Source organism: Acidimicrobiales bacterium (genome assembly GCA_034521975.1).
Lineage (GTDB): Bacteria > Actinomycetota > Acidimicrobiia > Acidimicrobiales > SKKL01 > SKKL01.
Genome location: JAXHLR010000008.1, coordinates 20,872 through 40,406 on the forward strand (window position 1 = coordinate 20,872; position 19,535 = coordinate 40,406).

Below are 19,535 nucleotides of genomic sequence, written 5' to 3' on the forward strand. Positions count from 1 at the left end.
TCGTTACGAAGTGCCATGGTCAAGATCAGTTGCCGAGCAGCGCCTGGATCTTCGCGAGCTCCTCCGCCTTCTGATCCTCGGTCAGCGGGACGTAGCCGGCGGTGACGGCGATGTCCTCGGCCTCTTCGATGTGGAACTCCATGAACGCCAAGACCTCGGGGCGCTGGATGGCCTGATTGTTGGCGTAGGTGAAGAGGGGCCGGCCGAGCGGCGTGTAGGAACCGTTGGCCACGTTCTCGATGGTCGCCTCGACGCACCCCTCGCCACCGTCGATCTGCAGCGGCTTGACCGAATCGCCAGCCTCCTGGAAGTAGGAGTAGGGGACATAGCCCATGGCGTAGACATCGCCCTGAACCGCGGTCACTGCCGCGGCGTCATCCTCGCCAATGTCGACGTAGTCGTTGCGGATGCGCCCTGACTCACCATTGATCTCCTCGGTGAAGAAGTCGAAGGTGCCTGAGTCGGTGCCCGGTCCATAGAGGGTGAGGGCCTCGCCTGCCATGTCGGCAGGGATGTCGAGACCGTCGATGTCACCCCAGGTGTCGACGGTCGAGCCGTCGTCCCAGATCTGCGTGGCCTGCTCGACGGTGAGGCACTCGACGGGGTTCTCGTTGTTCACGAGAAGCGCCAGAGCGTCGTTCGACACCCGGATCCCTTCGACGGTGATGCCGTTCTCATCGCACAGTTCGACCTCTTCGTCCTTGATGGGTCGGGAAGCGTTGTTCATGTCGTTCTCACCGCTGCAGAACTTCTGGAAGCCGCCGCTGGTGCCTGAGATGGCGACGTCGACCCGGACACCCGGGGTCGCGTTCATGAACATCTCGGCCGCCACCTCGGAGAGCGGCCCGACGGTGCTGGAACCATCGACCCGGACGGTGCCAGACAGCTCCTCGTCTCCGTCGCCGCCGCTGGCATCGCCGCTGATCGGCTCGTCGTCGTTGCCGCAGGCGGCCACGATCAAGAGCATGGCCACCAGTGCTGACAGCCACTTCGTTCGTGTGTACAAGGGGGGTTTCCTCCACTGGTTTCGTTGATGTACGAGCACCATACGAAGTGAAGGTTTCGTGCCTACCGGTGCGAGACGAAGGCAGGCCGACGTTCAGGTGAACAGTTGGTGAACCCGGCCCCGGGGCCACCTCAGCGCGGGTCAGAACCCTCCCGGCAGGCGACCGTCCCGACGCGGTTGCGTTACATCGACCCACGCCATCGAGCGGGACCCGCGGCACGCGACCTGTCCCACCTTGCGCCGACAACTGCGGTGGTTGTCGGCGCTAGGTGGGACGGCCTGGCAACGACTCCGTGGGATCAGTTGCGGGCGCCCACCCAGGCATCGACGAGGGCCATGCGCTCTGCCGCCGGGGGATGGCTGGCCTGCAGCCGCTTGAACACCCCGGGGTCGAGGTCGGAGAGGTTCTTCACGTGCAACCGGCGGATCATGTCCTGCATGCGGTCGGGGTCGTCGAGCAGTTCGAGGGCCTGGACGTCGGCCTGGCGTTCGAAGGCACGGGACACGAGCGAGGAGACGACCCCCATGGCGCCGAATCCGAGCTGGATGGCGACGAGGAGGATCGGCAGCGACGCGGGGTCGCCGAGGCCGGTCATCCCCGCCCAGGACCACAGCCCGTCCCACTCCGACAACGCCCGCAGCGCCAACATCATGGCCAGCGCCAGGCCCGCGGCGAGGGGGATCTGACGGCGCAGGTGGTGCAGGCGCCAGTGGCCGACCTCATGGGCGACGACCTGGGCGACGACCTCGGGAGGGTGCTCGAGGATGGTGTCGAAGAGCACGACGCGACGGGTGGCGCCCAGCCCGGCGACATAGGCGTTGTCTCGGGTCGAGCGGCGGCTCTCGTCGGCGACGTAGGCACCTTCGATGCCGACCCCTGCCCGATCGGCGATGTCGGCGATGCGGGCCTCGAGGTCGTCATCGTCGAGCGGGGTGAAGGTGTTGAAGATCGGGGCGATGACGATGGGGTACACGAAGCCCAGGCCAACGCTGAAGCCGACCAGCAGCAGCCAGCCCCAGACCCACCACAGGTCGGTGCCCCGGATGAGGGCATAGAGGGGCACGAGCAGGATCAGGTACATGACGATGCCGAGCGCCAGGCTCTTCACCTGGTCGGCCACGAACCCCCTGGGGGTCTGGTTGGACAGACCCCACCGCTTGTCGTGCACGAGGTCGACCCACCAGTCGAGGATCGGGTTGTAGACCAGGGAGATGAGCTCGAGGGCGACGATGACCACCAGCAGCTGGACGACCCAGTTGGTGGCGCCCACCCAGTCGATCAGCCGCGGGCCGGCCTCGACGAGGATGAACAGGCCGATGGTGACCGCGGTGACCGCGCCCCGGATCACCTTCAGCCGGGTGAGCGGGCGCTGGTAGTCGCGCGAGCGGGTCAGCTCGTCGACGCTGAACCAGTCGTCGGGGCGGTTGGGGACGCGGCGCCAGGTGGAGAAGGGTGAGGTCACGGGACCCAGGTTGTCAGACGGCCAGAGCGGAGCCGAGCGCATCGGCCAGCACCGCGAGACGGTCGGCGTTGGCGCGGTACCACGCCCAGCGGCCCCGCTTCTCGCGGGTGACCAGGCCGGCGTCGGTGAGGACCGCCAGGTGGTGCGAGACCGTCGGCTGGCTCTTGCCCAACGGCTCGACCAGGTCGCAGGCACACGCTTCGCCCTGACCGGCACTGGCGATGAGCGAGAACAGCCGCAACCGGGCGGGGTCGGCGAGCACCTTGAACGCCGCCGCCAGATCCTCGGCCTCTGACTCCGAGAGCGGCGCGTCGAGGAGCGGTTCACAGCAGGCAGCGATCGGCTTCACGTCCATGGCGGCTCCAGGCTACTCCCACTCGGGCCCATCATGTATTGACAGGAATCGATGTGCGGGCCATGCTGACCTTTGCATCGACAACCATCAATGCATTGGAGAACCCCCGCCATGTCCCGAGTCCAGCTCGCCCTCAACGTCGCCGACGTCGACACCGCCGTCGACTTCTACTCGAAGCTCTTCGGCACCGAACCCCACAAGCGCCGCGACGGCTACGCCAACTTCGAGATCGCCGAACCCCCGCTCAAGCTGGTGCTCATCCAGAACGAGTCGGCCGACAGCGGCAGCCTCAACCACCTCGGGGTCGAGGTCGACTCCACCGACGACGTCACCGCCGCCACCCGCCGCCTCGCCGACCAGGGCATGGACACCGACGTCGAGGACCAGGTCGACTGCTGCTTCGCGGTGCAGGACAAGGTGTGGATCGACGGCGCCGACGGCACCAGGTGGGAGATCTACACGATCACCGACGACGGCGGGGCATCGGTGCCATCGGCGGTCTCGGCCTGCTGCGCCAGCTGAGCAGCAGCCGAGCCCAGCACCGCCCGATCGGTCGGGTACAGCACCAACGAACGGGCCTGGTCCACCGGAAGCCAACGGATCTCATCGACCTCGTCGTTGGGCGAGAACCGGCCACCGGCCACCCGCAGCAGCCAGTACCGGACCAGCTTCGGTCCGGCGGTGACCGCATACGCGGTGGCGCACAGCTGTGGACCGAGCTCGCCGACGAACCCGGTCTCCTCCTCGGTCTCGCGCACCGCGGCATCGGCCCAACCCTCGCCGGGGTCGAGCTTTCCCTTCGGGACCGTCCAGTCGCCGTAGTGGGGACGATGCACGACGAGCACTTCGGGGCCGGCATCGCCGATCCGCCACGGGACCGTGCCTGCCGCCCGAACCAGCGGGCGGCTCACCCCGCGCGGACCGGCCGGGCCGAGCGTTCGAGGGCCAGCTGCTGCAGCTCGAGGTGGGCGTTGCGGCCCAGGGGCCCCTTGGTGCGGGACCACTCGCCGTCGGGACCCAGCTCCCACGAATGCTGGTCATCGGCCAGGTTGATCTCGATCACCTCGGCCAGCCGACCCTGCAGGTCGGGGTCGTCGATCCCGACCAGGGCTTCGACCCGGCGGTCGAGGTTGCGGGGCATGAGATCGGCCGACCCGATGAAGTAGGCGTCCCGACCCGGCCCCGCGCCGTTGGCGAAGTGGAAGATGCGGGAGTGCTCCAGATAGCGCCCGACGATCGACCGCACCGAGATGTGCTCCGACAGGCCCGGCACGCCGGGTCGGAGACAACAGATGCCGCGGATGATCAAGTCGATGGGGATGCCGGCCGCGCCCGCCGCGTAGAGCTCCTCGATCATGGTGGCGTCGACGAGGCTGTTCATCTTCATGCGGATGCGACCACGCTCGGGGCCTGCCGCCACCTCACCGCGGATGAGCTCGACGATCCGGTCCCGCAACCGGTGCGGCGCCACGAGCAGCCGGCGGTAGCTGACCTCGCGCGCGTAGCCGGTCAGGAAGTTGAACAGTTGGGTGAGGTCGGCACCCAGGTCGTCGTCGGCCGACAGCAACCCCAGGTCCTCGTACAGCCGCGCGGTCTTGGGGTTGTAGTTGCCGGTGCCGATGTGGCAGTAGCGGCGGATCCGGTCGGACTCGTTGCGCACCACGAGCACGGTCTTGGTGTGGATCTTGAGGCCAGCAAAGCCATAGGCGACGTGCACCCCCGCCTGTTCGAGTCGTCTCGCCCACTCGATGTTGGCCTGCTCGTCGAAGCGGGCCTTGAGCTCGATGAGCACCGCCACCTGCTTGCCTCGCTCGGCCGCCCGGATGAGCGACCCGATGATCGGACTGTCGCCGGAGGTCCGATACAGGGTGAGCTTGATCGCCAGAACCTTCGGATCGATTGCGGCTTGGCGCACGAACTCCTCGACCGAGGCCGCGAACGACGAGTAGGGGTGGTGGACGAGGACGGGCCCCTTGCCGAGCTCGGCGAAGATGTCGAGCGGCTCGTCGTCGGTGTCGGTCAGACGAGGTTCGGTGACCGGTGCCCAGGCGGGATCCTTGAGGTCGGGCCGGGCCAGCTCGTGCAACGACCACAGGCCCCCGAGCCCGAGAGGCCCTGCGTGGGGGTAGACGTCATCGTCGGTGAGCTCGAGCTCGCGCACCAACAAGCTGCGGATGGACTCCGACATGGTGAGGTCGACCTCGAGCCGGACCGCAGCGCCGAAGCGCCGCCGGCGCAGCTCCACCTCGACCGCGGACAGCAGGTCCTCGGCCTCGTCCTCGTCGAGGGTCAGGTCGGCGTTGCGGGTGACCCGGAACGGGACGTGCTCGTCGACCACCATGCCGGGGAACAGCTGGCCCAGGTGAGCGGCGATGACCTGTTCGAGGGGCACGAATCGCTCACCATCGGGCAGGACCACGAACCGCGGCAACAGGCTCGGCACCTTCACCCGGGCGAACAGGACCTCGTCGGTGTCGGGGTTGCGCACCACCACCGCCAGGTTGAGCGACAGATCCGAGATGTAGGGGAACGGGTGGCCGGGGTCGACCGCCAGCGGTGTGAGCACCGGAAAGATGCGGTGCTCGAACTCCTCGTCGAGGAACTTGCGGTCGTCCTCGTCGAGGTCGTGGTACTCGGAGAACACGATCCCTGCCGCCGCCAGCTCGGGCACCATCTCCTCGATGAAGGTCCGCTCCTGGCGGACGATGAGCGCCTCGACCGACTCGCGGATCTCCAGCAGCTGCTGGGCGGGACTGCGTCCGTCGGGGGTGCGCTTGGTGATGCCTGCCGCCACCTGCTCCTTCAGGCCCGCGACGCGCACCTGGAAGAACTCGTCGAGGTTCTGACTGAAGATGGCCAGGTACTTGGCCCGTTCGAGCAGGGGCTGGTCGGCATCCTCTCCCAGTTCGAGCACACGGGTGTTGAACTGCAACCACGACAGCTCGCGGTTGAAGAACCGAGCTGTGTCCTCTGCCTCGACCAGTGCCACCGGGCCACTGTACCGAGGGGCCGACCTCACCCGCCCTCGGCCGCGATCACCTCGTCGATCCATCCCCAGGCCGCCACCGCAGCGGGAAAGCCCCGGGTGGTGATGGTGAGCAGGGCCACCTGGCGGAGCTCGTCGGGGCTGATCCCATCGGCCAGGGCTCTGCGGGCGTGGGACCGGACCGCTCCATCGGCCTGGGCTCCGGCAGCGATGCCGAGCTTCACCAGGCGCACGGTGCGATCGTCGAGCGGACCCGTGGCCGAGGTGAGCTCGCCCAGTCGGTCGAGCGCCTCGGCGATCTCGGGGTGGGCGCCACGCAGGTCGGTGTACACCTCGGGGATGTGGTCGGTCACGATGGCCTCCTGGATCAGCCGGGCTCGATCCCGACGCTAGTCAGGACCGAGCCCGCCCGCGAGCCGCGCTCACACGCGCTCCACCTTGACCCTCGTGTCGAGGAACACCGTGGCACCACCGGCGTTGTCGACCAACGGCGTGTTGTCGAGCTCGTCGTTGCGTCGCATCGCGTCGTTGACGTTGAACCCCGCAGAACCACGGCGCGGATCGCCGGTCACCTTGTCGCCACGTGCCGGCGAGGTCGACGTCCCGTGCATCACCGGGTTGATGTAGGAGCCGCCGTTCACCGCACTTGCCGCGTCGCGGATCTGCCAGTCGGTGGTGCCCTGCTGGGTGTGCCCGAAGTGGTGGGTGCCGGCGATGACTCCAGGCCGGACCCGCTCGGACGGGAACAGGACCCCTTCGGTGCTGTCACTCGCCGAACTGATCCGCACCTTGTCGCCCCGATGCAAGCCGAGCCGCTCGATGTCGATCGGATTCATCTCGACGAAGTTCCTCGGGTTGACCTCGAGGGCCCAGTAGTCGTAGGCCGTGCGGGACTTGGTCCGGGTCGAGAGGCGGAAGGTGACGACATGGAACGGGTACTCCTGGTCGATGTCCTCGAACCGCTGTCCGGTTCCGTCCTCGGCAGGCAGGTAGGTCGCGCATCCCGGAAGGGTGCGACCGAGCGCGGGGTTGACCGTGGTGGCGAGCACCTCGTGCCACACCTGCAGCGGCGCGGCCGGATCGATCTTGAGCCCCGTCGTGTGCACCTCGTCGTCGTCCCATGCCGCCTCGGGAGGTTCGAAGTAGCCACCTCGTGCCAGCAGGTAGGCCGATCGTGACCACTCGTCGGAGTCGAGGATCTCGCGATGTGCTGCCACCGGGTAGCCCGACTCGACGAAGCTCAACTCGTCCGCGTCCGCGAGGGGTGTTCCGGCGTTCGACGCCAGGTTGGCAACGCCACGGAGGTAGAAGTCCTCCGCACGCCGCAACGGGAACCTCTCGCCCTCGAGCGGTCCGGCGCCGGGGATGGCATCGTCGCCGAACCCTGGCAGACCGAGCTCGGCGGCCACGTCGATGAGGAAGGTCTCCATCGTCATGGGACGGCCATCGTCGGTACGACCGGTGAGCGGCTCGACCGCCGGCGTGCGGACCGCGACGTGGGGCTGCTGGACCGCGCCTGCTTGCTGGCCCATGAAGCCCCAGTGTTCGAGGTACATCGCGTCGGGAATGATGTAGTCGGAGTTGACGCTGGTCTCGCTGATGGTCGTGTCGACGGAGATGAACAGCGGAAGCTGATCCGGGTCCTTGACCGCCTCACGGAAGCGGCGGCCACCGGGGATCGAGTGAAGCTGGTTGATGTAGTAGTTGATGTAGATCTTCGGGCGGTACGGGTAGCCGGTGGCCACCGCGCCCAGCGCCTCGGTGGTGATCCCGGCGTGAGTGAACGGGTACCAGGGGCGATCCGACGGGTACGGATCCTGGCCTGCCTCGACCTTGCGCCGGTACTCGCTGGACTCCTCGTAGGCGATGTCGGTCTTGGTCCCGACCCGGGAGATGTGCACCCCGCCCTTGTCGGGGGCCCCGTCGATGGTCTCGAGGTCGTACCGACCTTCGCTCCAGGCGGGTCCTCCGGCGTTCTTGGTCATGCCGCCACGACGGTCGAAGTTGCCGACCAGGGCGTTGAGCATCTGGATCGCCAACCCGGCGTAGATGCCCATCGAGTGCATGGTCGCGCCGCGATAGCAGGAGGCGGTGGCCTTGCGACCGTGGCTGGTGAACTCGTCGGCGAGGCGCTCGACGGTCTCGACCGGCACGCCGGCGATCTCGGACCACTCCGCGACCGAGTTGCGCTCGGCCTCGTCCCGGAGCAGTTGCAGTGCCGTCTTCACCGCGAGGGATCGGCCGTCGGCATCGACCACCTCACGATCGACGAACAGCTCGCCGGTCGACACCGAGGTGTTCGCCGCGGGCTGGCCGGTCGCCGCATCGATCACCACGTACTCGTCGTCGCCCAACCCGAGGTCGCTCGCCCGAAGGAACCGGCCATACCGCTCGTCTCCTTCCTCGCGGACGACCAGATAGGGGGCGTTCAACCAGGTGGTCTCGCCCGCACCGCGCGCCGAGCTCTCGTTGGCGTGAGCGAGGTACGCCTCGTTGTAGCGGTCGTTGTCGAGGATCCACCGGATCATCCCGAGCACCATCGCTGCGTCGGTGCCGGGCTTCACCGGGACCCACTCGTCGGCGTACCCACGCCCCGGGGGCACGTACGGGTCGACGAGCACGAGGTGCCCGTCGCCGCGAGCGTGCCGGTTGGCGAGGATGGGTGCAGAGGTGTTGACGCCGGGCTTCCACCCGCCACCGAGGTTGACGCCGAAGAACAGCATGTACTCGCTGTTGTTGATGTCGGCGAAGAGCTGGCTGTGCCCGCTGACATCGGGGTTGTGTCGGCCGGTGAACAGGTAGTTGGTCACATACCAGTTCATCTGGCAGAGGTCTGTGTGGCTGACGTAGTTGATGCTGCCGTAGGCGGCGAGGAACCGCTCGATGAAGTCCTGGCGCCCCGACTGACCTCGCCCGGTGTTCCACACGACCTGGTTGGCGCGGGGTCCGAGCTCGGGCACATCGGGGTCGAGTGGCTCGGTGGAGTGCAGGGCGCGGAAGCCCTCGATCTCACGATCCTCACCGATGTGCTCGAACAGGCGCCCACCCTCGACCAACTCGGTGATCAACTGATCCCAACCGATGGGTTCGAACTGCGCGGACCCTCGGGGACCAGTGCGCTTCAGGGGCAGGTGGATCCGGTAGGGGTCATAGAGGTACTGGAGCCCGGAGACACCCTTGAGGCAGAGCGATCCGCTGGCGCGGAGGCCCTCGGCGATCGGGGTCTCGAAGTCGATCGGCTGGTTCATCGTCGATGCCGGGTGATACGGGTTCCCCAGCAGCGTTCGCACCTTGCCGTCCCGGATGATGGCGCGGCTCCCGCAACGAGCATCACAGGACAGACAGATCGTGTGCACCACCGCGTCGGCAGAGGGGGGCGTGGGCCCCGACACCTGAGCCTTGTACTCGGGCTGGATCAGCGCACGGATCGTCGACCAGCCCGCGGCAACCGCAGCGACCGCGCCCACGGCGACACCCAGCAGGGCCCGCCGCGTCCGCGACGCGGCCTCGCCGGGAGTCGTGGCAGCAACCGGCCCTTCGTCGTGGGGGAGCACGATCCACAGCAGCACGCCGACCACCAGCGCCCAGATCACCAGACCCGAGGCGGCGACCACACCCTCACGGCCGCCGATGTGCACCGCCTCGTCGACGAACCCCTCGCCGGTGCGCGAGATCGTCTGGCCGCCGATCACGATCATCCACCGGCTCGCGTAGAGGCCGACGAGACCGAGCAGGCCTCCGACCGCTGCCGCCCGGGGGTGGCTGCGCACCGCGGCCCAGGTGAGCAGGCCAACAGCCGCCGCGCCGCCGATCACCAGCTCGAGGCCGACGAAGGCGAACAGGTCGCGGCTGAAGTGCAGCTCGCGGATCGCCGGCCACAGCTCGTTCTCGCCGTAGGCGCTGTGGGCGAGACCCCAGAGGCGGACCCCGAGGTGCGCACCGAGGAGCACCGCCGCGCTGGCCGCCAGCAGCCGGACCAGGGCGTTGTCCCGAGCGAACTCCTTCGACAGGCCGGCGAGGATCGACAGCCACAGGAACCCCGCTGCGAGGGCGGCGAAGGCGAAGATGATCCCCAGCAGCGGTGTGTACCAGAGACCGAACGAGGTCATGCTCGACAGCAGGAACCCGGTGTAGGCGACGAAGGCGACCGCGGCGATCACCGATGCGATCGCGAGCCCCCGAGCGAACCGCTCGGCCGAAGGTGAGAGCGGAGCATCGGGCTCCTGCTGGCGACCGGCGAGGAGCCCGGCGAGCCGCCCGACGATGTCGTCGCGCTCCGACGCCACTCGGGCGAACCCGGGCCGGTGGATCAGCCAGAGGTTGACGGCGATGAGCGCGGTCAGGATGAGCAGCGACACCGATCCGTAGGGCATCGCCGAGGTCTCGTTCGGGGCGAACAGGACCCTCCACATCCGCCATGGCTGGGTGAGGTCGGCGATGACGGCGAGCGGGATGACGACGAAGCACGCCGCGGCGCTGATGATCGCGGCCCGGCGGAGGCGCAACAGCGTTGGCTGTTCGAACACCCCTGGCAGGCGGGGCAGCACCGCGACGATGAGGCTGCCGGCACCGATACCTGAGAGGAACAGGTAGGTGACGACGACCACACCCCAGCGGATGTGCTCGTTGACGAGACTCTGATCCATCACAACTCCCTGGTTCCGGTGGTGACTGCGGTGGTGGGTTCGCCCGGGTCCGACGGCAGTCCCACGTAGTGGACGTTGGGCCCGAGACCGAGCTCTGGGCGCAGCACGTCGGTCGGCTGGCTGGCGATCAACTGGCTGGGCGCACTGTTCGGGTCGTCGAGATCACCGAACACGCGGCACTGGGAAGGGCACACGTCGACACATGCCGGCCGGAGGCCCTCGTCGACGCGATGGGCGCACAGGTTGCACTTGTCGGCGGTGTGTCGCACCGGGTCGACGAACGTGGCGCCGTAGGGGCAGGCCTGGTTGCAGGCCCGGCACCCGATGCACATGCTGTGGTCGAGATCGACGATGCCGTCGGAGCGTCGGAAGATCGCCCCGGTGGGGCACGCACGCATGCAGCCCGGATCAGTGCAGTGGTTGCAGAGCTTCGGCACGAACACCGGGCGGGCATCGGGGTAGGTGCCCTGCACGTACTCCTCGACCCAATCGCGGTAGACGCCGAGGGGCACGTGGTTCTCGGCCTTGCACGCCGCCGTGCACGCATGGCAACCGATGCATCGTCCGATGTCGATCACCATCCCCAGCCGGCCGGCGGGCTCGACGGGCGCGGCTTGGGCGGCGGCCGGCTCCGCACCAGTGGCGATCATGCCCAGGACGCCGCCCACGGTCGCCGCGCTCCCCACGAGGAACGAACGACGATCGAGCTGGGGCAGGCCGACCGGCGTGGGCCGGCCGTCGTCGTCGGTGACGCGCAGCCCTTCGTCTGCCACCACCCGGCAGCTGGGGCAGAGATCGAGCTGCCGGCTCGACCGGGTCGGTGGACGGCCGCTGTCGCGAACCACCTGCTTGGCGTGTGCCAGCAGGCGGGCGGGCAGGTGCGGCTCGCCGCACCCCGCGCAGGGCACCATCTCATCGACCACCAGGGTCCTGCGCTCCACGAGCTGGCTCGCCACGGCCGGTCGGAGGGAGATCACCTGCTCGGGGCAGGCGGTGACGCACAGTCCGCACTCGACGCAATCGACGTCGCGTGCCGACAGCACACCGTCTGAGTCGGAGAGCTGGATGGACCCTGTCGGACAGGTCCGGGCGCAGGCGCCGCACATGGTGCAGCCCTCGTCCTCGACCGAGATGTGACCGAACCCGGCCACCAGGCTCGTCTCGGCGTCGTCGGTTGGGTCCATGTCGGCGAGCAACTGCGCGAGGACCGACCGCCGGGGAGCTTCGCTGGGACCGGGGAAGCCGATGGGCATCTCGCGAGGTTCAGGCTTCGCCTCACGGCCCATGGTGGCGAGGGCTTCGTCGAGCCCGGCCGCTCTCGAATCGGCCACCAGGATCGATCCGTGGCGACCGGAGAGCTGGGCTGCGACCTCCGCGTGATCCTGGACGAGGTGGAGCGCGTCGTGATGGCACTCGTCACAGCCCACGACCGCCAATGCGACGGCGCCGGCTCGCAGACCGGCGAGCAGGGCCACCTCGTCGATGACGAGCACCGAGGGGACCTCGACCGTGGCCCACCCGTCCTCGCTGGCTCTGGCCGCCAGGCCCTCGTGGCACGGACCGCTGACCAACACCGGTCGACCGCCGACGGCGGCGTCGACCACCATGGCCCGCAGCTCGGCATCGGGCAGGAACGACCGCTCCAACGACGAGGTCGGACACAGGGCGGTGCACGCGCCGCAGCGGTGGCACTGCCCCGCGTCGATGTGGATCTCGGTGCCGTTCGGCCCTTCGCGAGCGACGATCGCCTGATAGGGACAGCCTTGGACACAGGCTCGACATCCTGCGATGCCGTCACCGCCTGCGGCGCAACGGGACATGTCGAAGACGGGGGGCGGGAGCAAGCTGGGTGCGAGTGCCATCAACGGGACCAATCTGCCGGGGTTCCTGCCATGTCGTGTATGGGCACGATGGTGGCCTGGATCGCTCCACGATAGCTAGGGACCAAGGTCCTGGAGCTTCCCGCCGAATGGCAGCGAACTCCGGCGTGGCTCGTTGCTAGGTTGGCCCGAGGACCACATGGAACCTCAGACGACCGCCCCGCACCTGCCGGTCACCCCAGCGCTCGAACCGATCGACTGGCACGCTCCGGCGACCCGCCACCTGCTCTTCACCGGCAAGGGCGGGGTCGGCAAGACGACCGTCGCCGCGGCCACCGCGGTCGCGCTGGCCGACCAGGGCAGGCGGGTGCTCATCGTCAGCACCGACCCTGCGTCGAACCTCGACGACGTGCTCGGCACCCCGCTGGGCCAGACCCCCACGCCCGTGCATGGGGTCGTGGGACTCGACGGGGTGAACATCGACCCCGAAGCCGCTGCCCACGACTACCGAGAGCGCACCCTGGCGCCGTTCCGCGAGGTGGTGCCCGCGGCCGATCTGGCCTCGATGGAGGAGCAGCTGGCGGGGCAGTGCACCGTCGAGATCGCCGCCTTCGACGAGTTCAGTCTGCTGCTCGGCTCGGAGGCGAACGCGTCGGACTACGACCACATCGTCTTCGACACCGCCCCCACCGGACACACGTTGAGACTGCTCAGCCTTCCCGCCGCGTGGAGCGACTACCTCGTCGACTCCCCCGCGGGAGCGAGCTGTCTGGGACCGCTCGCCGCCCTCGAGGAGAAGCGCCAGCTCTACGAGGGCACCGTCGCCGCGCTGAGCGACTCCACCCGCACGACGGTGATGCTGGTGAGCAGACCCGAACGCTCGGCACTTCGCGAAGCGGCGAGAGCGGCGTCCGAGCTGGCAGCGCTCGGGGTCGAGAACCAGCGTCTGATCATCAACGGCGTGCTCGAACACCCGGCTCCCGACGACGCGATCGCCACGGCCTATGCCCACCGCCAGCGAGCCGCGCTCGACGCGTTGCCGGCACCACTCGACGGGCTTCCCGGGACACGGGTTCCGCTGAGCGGCATCGAGATCACCGGCGCCGAAGCTCTCCGCCACATCATCGGTGGGACCGGCGCTCCCGACCAGGCGCGGTTCGAACCACCCAGCCAGGTCGGGGGCGTGCACGCGCTCGTCGCCGAACTGCTCGAGGCGGGGCCCGGGGTCACGATGGTGATGGGCAAGGGCGGGGTCGGCAAGACGACCGTCGCCGCGGCAGTGGCGGTAGGACTCGCGCGCGCCGGCGCCGACGTGCACCTGGCCACCACCGACCCGGCCGGGCGGTTCAGCGACGTCCTCGACGACACCGACACCTCGGAGCTGGAGGTGACCAGCATCGACCCCGCGGCCGAGCTCCAACGCTATGTCGACACCAAGCTGCGGTCAGCCCGCGACCTGGATCCCCAACAGCGGGCCCTGCTCGAGGAAGATCTCCGCTCGCCCTGCACCGAGGAGATCGCGGTGTTCCAGGCCTTCGCCGGGGTACTGCGCGACGGCCGCCGACGACACGTGGTGGTCGACACGGCGCCGAGTGGACACACACTGATGCTCCTCGACCAGACCGGTGCCTATCACCGCGAGGTGATGCGGACCTCGACCGACGTCGGTGGCCGGATCACGACACCGTTGATGCGGATCCAGAACCCGAGCTTCACTCGGGTGGTGCTGGTCACCCTCGCCGAATCGACCCCGGTGCAGGAGGCGAGCGAACTCCAGGACGACCTCCGCCGGGCCGACATCGAGCCCTACGGCTGGGTCGTCAACGCCAGCCTGTCGGCCACCGGGACCACCGATGGCGTGCTGGCCCAGCGGGCCGCCAACGAGCGACACCACCTCGAACGGGTCCAGACCGAGCTGAGCTCGCGGACCTGGCTGGTGCCGTGGCTCGCCGAGCCCGACGTCGACACGGTGCTCGGTCCCTGACCACCGGCGGACCGGTGACTCAGCCCTGGGGCTCGTCCTCTTCGGGGATGCCGAGATCCCAGCGCAGCGTGAGGTTCTCGCGCTCGGCGTCGCGGGCGACGCGCTCGCGGTTGCGACGGAACTGAGGATCGTGCGGCGGCAGCAGCAGGAGACGGGACAGGACCCGGGTGCGGAACCCCTCGATGACCTTCGGGTCGCCGAACTCGCTGCGCACGTCCCAGTGCGGGGCCACCGGCCCGAGGTAGACCACCACCACGCTGCCCCGTGGCGGCTCGTACTCCTCGGCGATCTGTTCGGACATCTGGGCTCCTGGGAGTGGGATTGGCTGGCCCGACACCCTACCGTGGAGTGATCGGTCGAGCGTGGCCGGAACTTCGCCGGGCGGATTTTGGCTGGAATCGGGAACCAAGTGCCCTTCCGGTCCGTATATACATCGATCGGAGGCGACATGGACAACGAGTGGATGACCAAGGGTCTGTGCAACGACCGGCCCCCGGCCATGTTCTTCCCCAGCGATGGGGTGGGCGTCGAGATCGCCAAGAAGGTGTGCGTCGAGTGCCCGGTCAAGGACCCGTGCCGCGAGTACGCGCTCGCCCACCGGATCGACCACGGGGTGTGGGGCGGCACCTCAGAGCGCGAACGGCGCCGGATCCTGCGGCGCCGTCGGCTCGCGGCCGAAGGCGCCGAGTCGACCAGCTGACCCGCCCGCCGGCCACATGAGCCGTCGCTCGGAGTCAGGCGACCAGATCAGCGGTCAGGCTTCGTCGTTGTTCGACGTGCCCTTGGCCGAGGTGTCGTCCTCGGTTGAGTTGTCGGATGACTTGTTGCTGCCATCGCCGATCTCGTCTTGTCCCTTGCGGAACTCGCGCTGGGCTTCACCGAGCGAACGAGCGAGCTGGGGGAGCTTGGCGCCCCCGAAGAGCACCAAGACGATGACCAGGATGATGGCCAGCTGCCACGGTCCAGGATTCACACCGTCACCCTACCGCCACCGGGGTCAGATGTCAGAGCAGCGACGGGGGAATCGACTTCCGTGATCGAGTGCGTCGTCAACATCAGCGAAGGGCGGGACCCGACGGTGCTCGACGCGCTGGCCGATGCGGCGGGCAACGCGCTGCTGGACCTGCACCGCGACCCCGACCACCACCGCTCCGTGTTCACCCTCGCCGGCGACGAGGCGGTGCATGCCGTGGCGACCGAGGCGGTCGCCCGGATCGACCTCACCACCCACGAGGGGGTGCACCCGCGCATCGGGGTGGTCGATGTCGTCCCGTTCGTGGCCCTCGCTGGGTCAAGCACCGGCGACGCCCGTGCAGCCCGCGACGCCTACGCGGCCTGGTCGGCGGACACGCTCGGGGTCCCCTGCTTCCTGTACGGTCCCGAACGGACCCTGCCCGAGATCCGCCGCGGTGCCTTCAGCGAGCTCGCCCCCGACACGGGACCTGCGGCGCCGCACCCCACCGCAGGGGCGTCCGCGGTCGGCTGGCGCGACCTGCTCGTCGCCTACAACCTGTGGCTCGCCGACACCGACCTGGCGACGGCCCGTGGAATCGCCCGCTCGTTGCGGGGCCCGGCGGTGCGGGCCCTGGGGTTGCAGGTCCGAGACCAGGTGCAGGTGTCGATGAACCTGATCGATCCGATGTCGACCGGGCCGGCCGAGGTGTTCGACCAGGTGGCCCGGCAGGCCGAGATCGCCCGGGCAGAGCTGGTCGGGCTCGTCCCCGCCCGCGTCCTGGAACGCATCCCGAACCGCCGGTGGCGCGAGCTGGATCTCGACGCCGACCGCACGATCGAAGCCCGGGTCGAAGCCCAGGGTCTTGGCTGGGAGTGATCAGGCGCTGGCGGGCTTGACCGCCACCGCCGTGCCGCGCGCGATCGCACGCTGACGGCGGATGCGACGACGTTCACGCTCGCTCATGCCGCCCCAGATGCCGAACTTCTCGCCGTGGGCCAAGGCGTACTCGAGGCAGTCGACACGCACGACGCATCCGCGGCACACCTCCTTGGCCTCTCGAGTCGAGGCGCCCCGTTCGGGGAAGAACAGGTCGGGGTCGACCCCCAGGCAGTTGGCGTAGTCCTGCCAGCCCTTGTCATCAGGTCCGTCGACAGAGTGCTCTCGCATGTGTCGACCTCCTCCGGGTTCGTGTCGGCCATTCGGCCGGTCGGATGCTGCGTTAAGCCCGCTGGTGACTCGATCCCCTCAGTCTGAGCTGCTGCCCATACCACAGGCGTAATTACAACGGTGTGATCATCCCCCACATCTGCCGAAAACGCAACCCCGAACCCGGGGCGCAGGGCCGAACGGCCTACTCGACCCCGGTCGCCGACACCGGTTCGTCCACCGGTCCCAGCGTCTCGGAGATCAGTTCGGCGAGAGCCCGGCGTCCCTCGGGGGCCAGGTGCAACCCGTCCCAGGACCAGTCCGGGTTGGCGGCGATGAGCGATGCCCAGTCGGCCACCCGCATGTTCGGCCACCGCTCGGCGGCCTCGTGGATCTGCACGTTCATCTGAGCCCGGGTGGGCGACACCTCCGAGAGGGTGACCCACACCACCCGCGGCACCCACCACAGGCTGCCCATGACCTCGTCGATCTGGCTGGCGTAGTCGCCGCGCTCGCCCGCGATGTAGTTGTTGCCGAGGTGGATCACCACCGCTTCACCGATCTCGTCACGGCGCTGCTCGAAGAGATCGACCGCCTGGGCGAGACGGCGACTCCCCACGGCGTCGTAGGTGACCGACCACTCCGACAACTCGATCGGGATCACCGATGCGGTGCCGATCAGGACCGAGTCGCCCACGACCAGCACGCTGTTGCGCCCGGGCGGTCCAGGTGGATCGGCCACCGGTGCCGGCGGGTCGACGCTGCGGTCCACGACGGTGGTCGAGGTGGTGGGGACCAACGGCAGGGTCGATGAGGTGACCTCAGGGGTGGGGGTCGGCTCGGTCGTGTCCGGGGTCGGCTCGGTCGTGTCGGGAGCCGGCTTCGCCGGCTCGAGTTTGGGGTCGGGTGCCGGGGCCCCCAGATCGACGTCGGGCTCGGCACGCTCGGTGTCCGCGCCCTCGACGGCCTCACCGAAGGAGGTGTCGGCGCACGCGGTCGAGACGACCGCGACCACGAGGGCCACGGCCACCATCGCCGACCGGACCGCCTGCCCGCAGGTTGGGGGAAGTCGCTCGAACACCGTGTCCTCTCCGGGGACGCATCCCCGCGCGCGCCGCCCGCTGGTTCACAGTGTAGGGGGACGACCCCTCGTTCAGGCCCGCGCCCCGCGACCGCGCATCATCTGCTTCTTCTGCTCGATGAAGTCGACCAGCACGTAGTCGCCGAGGTTCTCGGGGGTGGTGAAGAACGCCCGCCCCTTGTTCATCTCGGTGAGCCGCTCGATGAAGGTCTGCAAGTAGCTGTTGGCGTCGAGCATGAAGGTGTTGATGCGGATGTCGTCGCGGGTGCAGCGCTGCACCTCTTGCAGGGTGGCGTCGACGGTCTCCTGCACCGGCGGGTAGCTGAAGAACGGCTCGCCGTTGGGGAGGATGTGGGCGGTGGGCTCACCGTCGGTGATCATGATGATCTGCTTGGTGCCGCTCTGGCGGGCCAGCATCCTGCGGGCCAGCGCGAACCCGTGCTGCATGTTGGTGCCGTAGACGAAGTCCCACGACACCTCGGGGAGTTGCTCGGCGGTGAGCTCGCGTGCCACCTCCGAGAAGCCGACCAACCCCAGGAAGTCGCGGGGGAACTGGCTCGAGATCAACGAGTGCAGCGCCATGGCGACCTTCTTGGCCGGAAGGAAGTTGTCGCGCATGGGCATCGACAGCGACAGGTCGAGCATCAGGACCGTGGAGGACCGGACCAGGTTCTCGGTGCGTTCGACCTCGAAGTCGTCGGGGACGAGCCGAACCGGGGTCCCACCACCGGTGCGCTGGATCGCGTTGCGGACGGTGCGCTCGATGTTCAGGTTGAACGCGTCGCCGAACTCGTAGGGCTTGGTGTCGAAGTCGCGCTCGTGGCCCGCCCCGACCTCTTCGAGCTGGTGACGACCCAGCTTGTCCTGGGCGAGCTTGCGGAACAGGTCGTTGAGGGCGTTCTGTCCGAGCCGGCGGATCGCCCGGGGCGTGAGCTCGAAGTGGCCTTCCTTGTTGTTGATCAGCCCGGCGTCTTCGAGCATCTTGGCCATCTCGGCCATGCGCTCGAGACTGCGGGCGGCGTCGTCTCCCAGCATCTCGCGAGCGCGCTCGGTGTCGACCTCGGACAACGCACCGGGGTTGGTGGCGCCCCGCAGAAGGTTCTCGAGCTGATCGATGTCGCCCAGCTCCTGCATCATCTCGGCCGCCTCGGCGAAGCCCAGCGGGTCCTGGCCCCGGAAGTCGAAGCTGCGATTCCACCCCATGTCGGGGAACGCCTGCTGCAGGTTGCGTGACAGCTGGTCGGCCTGGAAGGCGAGGTCCATGTCCTCGAGGAGCTGCTCGCTGAGCCCCTGCAGCTGGGCCCGCTGCTCGGGGGTCATCGAGTTGAGCATCGCCTGCATGTTGGCCATGCGCTCGGCCATGACCTCGAGCAGCTCGTCGAGGTTCTGGGGGTTCTCGGGGAAGAAGTCGCCGTAGCGATCCATGAACCCCTCGAAGTCGGGCTCCTGACCCTGCTCGCGCTGTTCGAGCATGTGGTTGAGCTCGGACATCATGTCCTTCATCCGAGCCATGTCCTCGGGCGTCATGTTCTGCACCGCGCCCGACATCTGGTCGACGTACTGCTGCATCAGCTGCTGTCGGAGCTGGTCGAGCAGCCCGTCGAAGCGCTCCTGGGCCTCGGCCGAGGTGAAGTCGTAGTCTTGGAGCTGCTTGACCTGACCGGCGAGGTCGGGCGGCAACATGTCGAGATCCATCTGCTTGCCGGCCACCGACTCCTCGACGACCTCCTGGCGGCGTTGGTCGCCGGAGTTGCGGGCGTCTTCGGCCAGCTGGTCGAGCGCCTCGCGCTCGGTGTCGACCACGTCTCGCAACTCTTGGGCGATGTCGTCGTAGACGCCACCCAGGTCGTACTGGTCGAGCTGGTCCTTGCGACGCCGGCGGAGCTTCTCGAGCATCTCCCGCACGCCCTGCATCCGCTCGCCGTTGCGGTCCTCGAACCCGGACTGCATCATCCGGCGCAGCGCGGCGTTCAGGTCACCGTGGTAGAGGAGGTCGTCGGTGATCTCCTCGAGGATGTCGTACGCGTCGAGCTCGAACCCGGTCTGGGTGCCGTCCCAGCGGGAGTAGGAGAACCGCGACGAGCCGGGCATGG

The 19,535-nt window shown here is 68.6% G+C and carries 17 protein-coding genes and 1 pseudogene; 4 read left to right on the forward strand and 14 right to left on the reverse strand.

From position 1 onward, the window contains the following. Positions 1 to 25: 25 nt before the first annotated feature. From U5K29_13485 to U5K29_13495, 3 genes are all read right to left on the reverse strand, one after another. Positions 26 to 1,006, reverse strand: a complete 981-nt coding sequence (locus tag U5K29_13485; GenBank protein MDZ7679548.1) for a PstS family phosphate ABC transporter substrate-binding protein — start codon at positions 1,004 to 1,006, stop codon at positions 26 to 28. A gap of 299 nt (positions 1,007 to 1,305) precedes the next feature. Next, positions 1,306 to 2,469, reverse strand: coding sequence for a M48 family metallopeptidase (locus U5K29_13490; protein MDZ7679549.1), 1,164 nt, complete (start codon positions 2,467 to 2,469; stop codon positions 1,306 to 1,308). 13 nt (positions 2,470 to 2,482) lie between these two features. After that, positions 2,483 to 2,824: a metalloregulator ArsR/SmtB family transcription factor gene (locus tag U5K29_13495; protein ID MDZ7679550.1), complete on the reverse strand. Its 342-nt coding sequence runs from the start codon at positions 2,822 to 2,824 to the stop codon at positions 2,483 to 2,485. A gap of 111 nt (positions 2,825 to 2,935) precedes the next feature. Here U5K29_13495 and U5K29_13500 point away from each other — a divergent pair, with 111 nt between their 5' ends. Beyond that, positions 2,936 to 3,346, forward strand: a complete 411-nt coding sequence (locus U5K29_13500) for an ArsI/CadI family heavy metal resistance metalloenzyme (protein MDZ7679551.1) — start codon at positions 2,936 to 2,938, stop codon at positions 3,344 to 3,346. Here the strand turns inward: U5K29_13500 and U5K29_13505 are convergent. The 6 genes and pseudogenes from U5K29_13505 to U5K29_13530 form a co-directional block, all read right to left on the reverse strand. Continuing rightward, on the reverse strand, positions 3,280 to 3,735 hold the full coding sequence (locus tag U5K29_13505) for an NUDIX hydrolase (GenBank protein ID MDZ7679552.1): 456 nt from the start codon (positions 3,733 to 3,735) through the stop codon (positions 3,280 to 3,282). The genes U5K29_13500 and U5K29_13505 overlap by 67 nt on opposite strands. Then, positions 3,732 to 5,813: an RNA degradosome polyphosphate kinase gene (locus U5K29_13510; protein ID MDZ7679553.1), complete on the reverse strand. Its 2,082-nt coding sequence runs from the start codon at positions 5,811 to 5,813 to the stop codon at positions 3,732 to 3,734. Before U5K29_13510 ends, U5K29_13505 begins: the two co-directional genes overlap by 4 nt. Before the next feature lie 26 nt (positions 5,814 to 5,839). After that, the gene (locus tag U5K29_13515) at positions 5,840 to 6,163 is read right to left on the reverse strand and encodes a carboxymuconolactone decarboxylase family protein (GenBank protein MDZ7679554.1); all 324 of its coding nucleotides are present in this window, start codon (positions 6,161 to 6,163) and stop codon (positions 5,840 to 5,842) included. 69 nt (positions 6,164 to 6,232) lie between these two features. Next, entirely contained in the window at positions 6,233 to 10,456 is a 4,224-nt protein-coding gene (gene nrfD, locus U5K29_13520) for an NrfD/PsrC family molybdoenzyme membrane anchor subunit (protein ID MDZ7679555.1), read from the reverse strand. After that, positions 10,456 to 11,367 carry a 4Fe-4S dicluster domain-containing protein gene (locus U5K29_13525; GenBank protein ID MDZ7679556.1) on the reverse strand — a complete coding sequence of 304 codons (912 nt, stop codon included), beginning with the start codon at positions 11,365 to 11,367 and terminating at the stop codon, positions 10,456 to 10,458. Before U5K29_13525 ends, nrfD begins: the two co-directional genes overlap by 1 nt. Before the next feature lie 69 nt (positions 11,368 to 11,436). Next, positions 11,437 to 12,318 (reverse strand): annotated as a pseudogene (locus U5K29_13530) (4Fe-4S dicluster domain-containing protein). A gap of 157 nt (positions 12,319 to 12,475) precedes the next feature. On the opposite strand from U5K29_13530, the gene arsA reads away from it, so the two are divergent. After that, a complete protein-coding gene (arsA, locus tag U5K29_13535; GenBank protein MDZ7679557.1) occupies positions 12,476 to 14,260 on the forward strand; it encodes an arsenical pump-driving ATPase in 1,785 nt (594 codons plus the stop codon). Positions 14,261 to 14,279: 19 nt separating this feature from the next. Here arsA and U5K29_13540 read toward each other — a convergent pair whose 3' ends face one another. Continuing rightward, the gene (locus U5K29_13540; protein MDZ7679558.1) at positions 14,280 to 14,561 is read right to left on the reverse strand and encodes a hypothetical protein; all 282 of its coding nucleotides are present in this window, start codon (positions 14,559 to 14,561) and stop codon (positions 14,280 to 14,282) included. 147 nt (positions 14,562 to 14,708) lie between these two features. Here U5K29_13540 and U5K29_13545 point away from each other — a divergent pair, with 147 nt between their 5' ends. Next, positions 14,709 to 14,960 carry a WhiB family transcriptional regulator gene (locus U5K29_13545; protein ID MDZ7679559.1) on the forward strand — a complete coding sequence of 84 codons (252 nt, stop codon included), beginning with the start codon at positions 14,709 to 14,711 and terminating at the stop codon, positions 14,958 to 14,960. Positions 14,961 to 15,014: 54 nt separating this feature from the next. Here U5K29_13545 and U5K29_13550 read toward each other — a convergent pair whose 3' ends face one another. After that, positions 15,015 to 15,233 (reverse strand): twin-arginine translocase TatA/TatE family subunit, encoded by a 219-nt coding sequence (locus U5K29_13550; GenBank protein ID MDZ7679560.1) that lies wholly within the window; start codon positions 15,231 to 15,233, stop codon positions 15,015 to 15,017. A gap of 60 nt (positions 15,234 to 15,293) precedes the next feature. On the opposite strand from U5K29_13550, the gene U5K29_13555 reads away from it, so the two are divergent. After that, entirely contained in the window at positions 15,294 to 16,091 is a 798-nt protein-coding gene (locus tag U5K29_13555; GenBank protein MDZ7679561.1) for a hypothetical protein, read from the forward strand. Here U5K29_13555 and U5K29_13560 read toward each other — a convergent pair whose 3' ends face one another. From U5K29_13560 to U5K29_13570, 3 genes are all read right to left on the reverse strand, one after another. Next, positions 16,092 to 16,382, reverse strand: coding sequence for a WhiB family transcriptional regulator (locus U5K29_13560; GenBank protein MDZ7679562.1), 291 nt, complete (start codon positions 16,380 to 16,382; stop codon positions 16,092 to 16,094). A gap of 184 nt (positions 16,383 to 16,566) precedes the next feature. Then, positions 16,567 to 17,442, reverse strand: a complete 876-nt coding sequence (locus U5K29_13565; protein ID MDZ7679563.1) for a hypothetical protein — start codon at positions 17,440 to 17,442, stop codon at positions 16,567 to 16,569. A gap of 72 nt (positions 17,443 to 17,514) precedes the next feature. Beyond that, positions 17,515 to 19,533, reverse strand: a complete 2,019-nt coding sequence (locus U5K29_13570) for a hypothetical protein (protein ID MDZ7679564.1) — start codon at positions 19,531 to 19,533, stop codon at positions 17,515 to 17,517. Positions 19,534 to 19,535 lie beyond the last annotated feature (2 nt).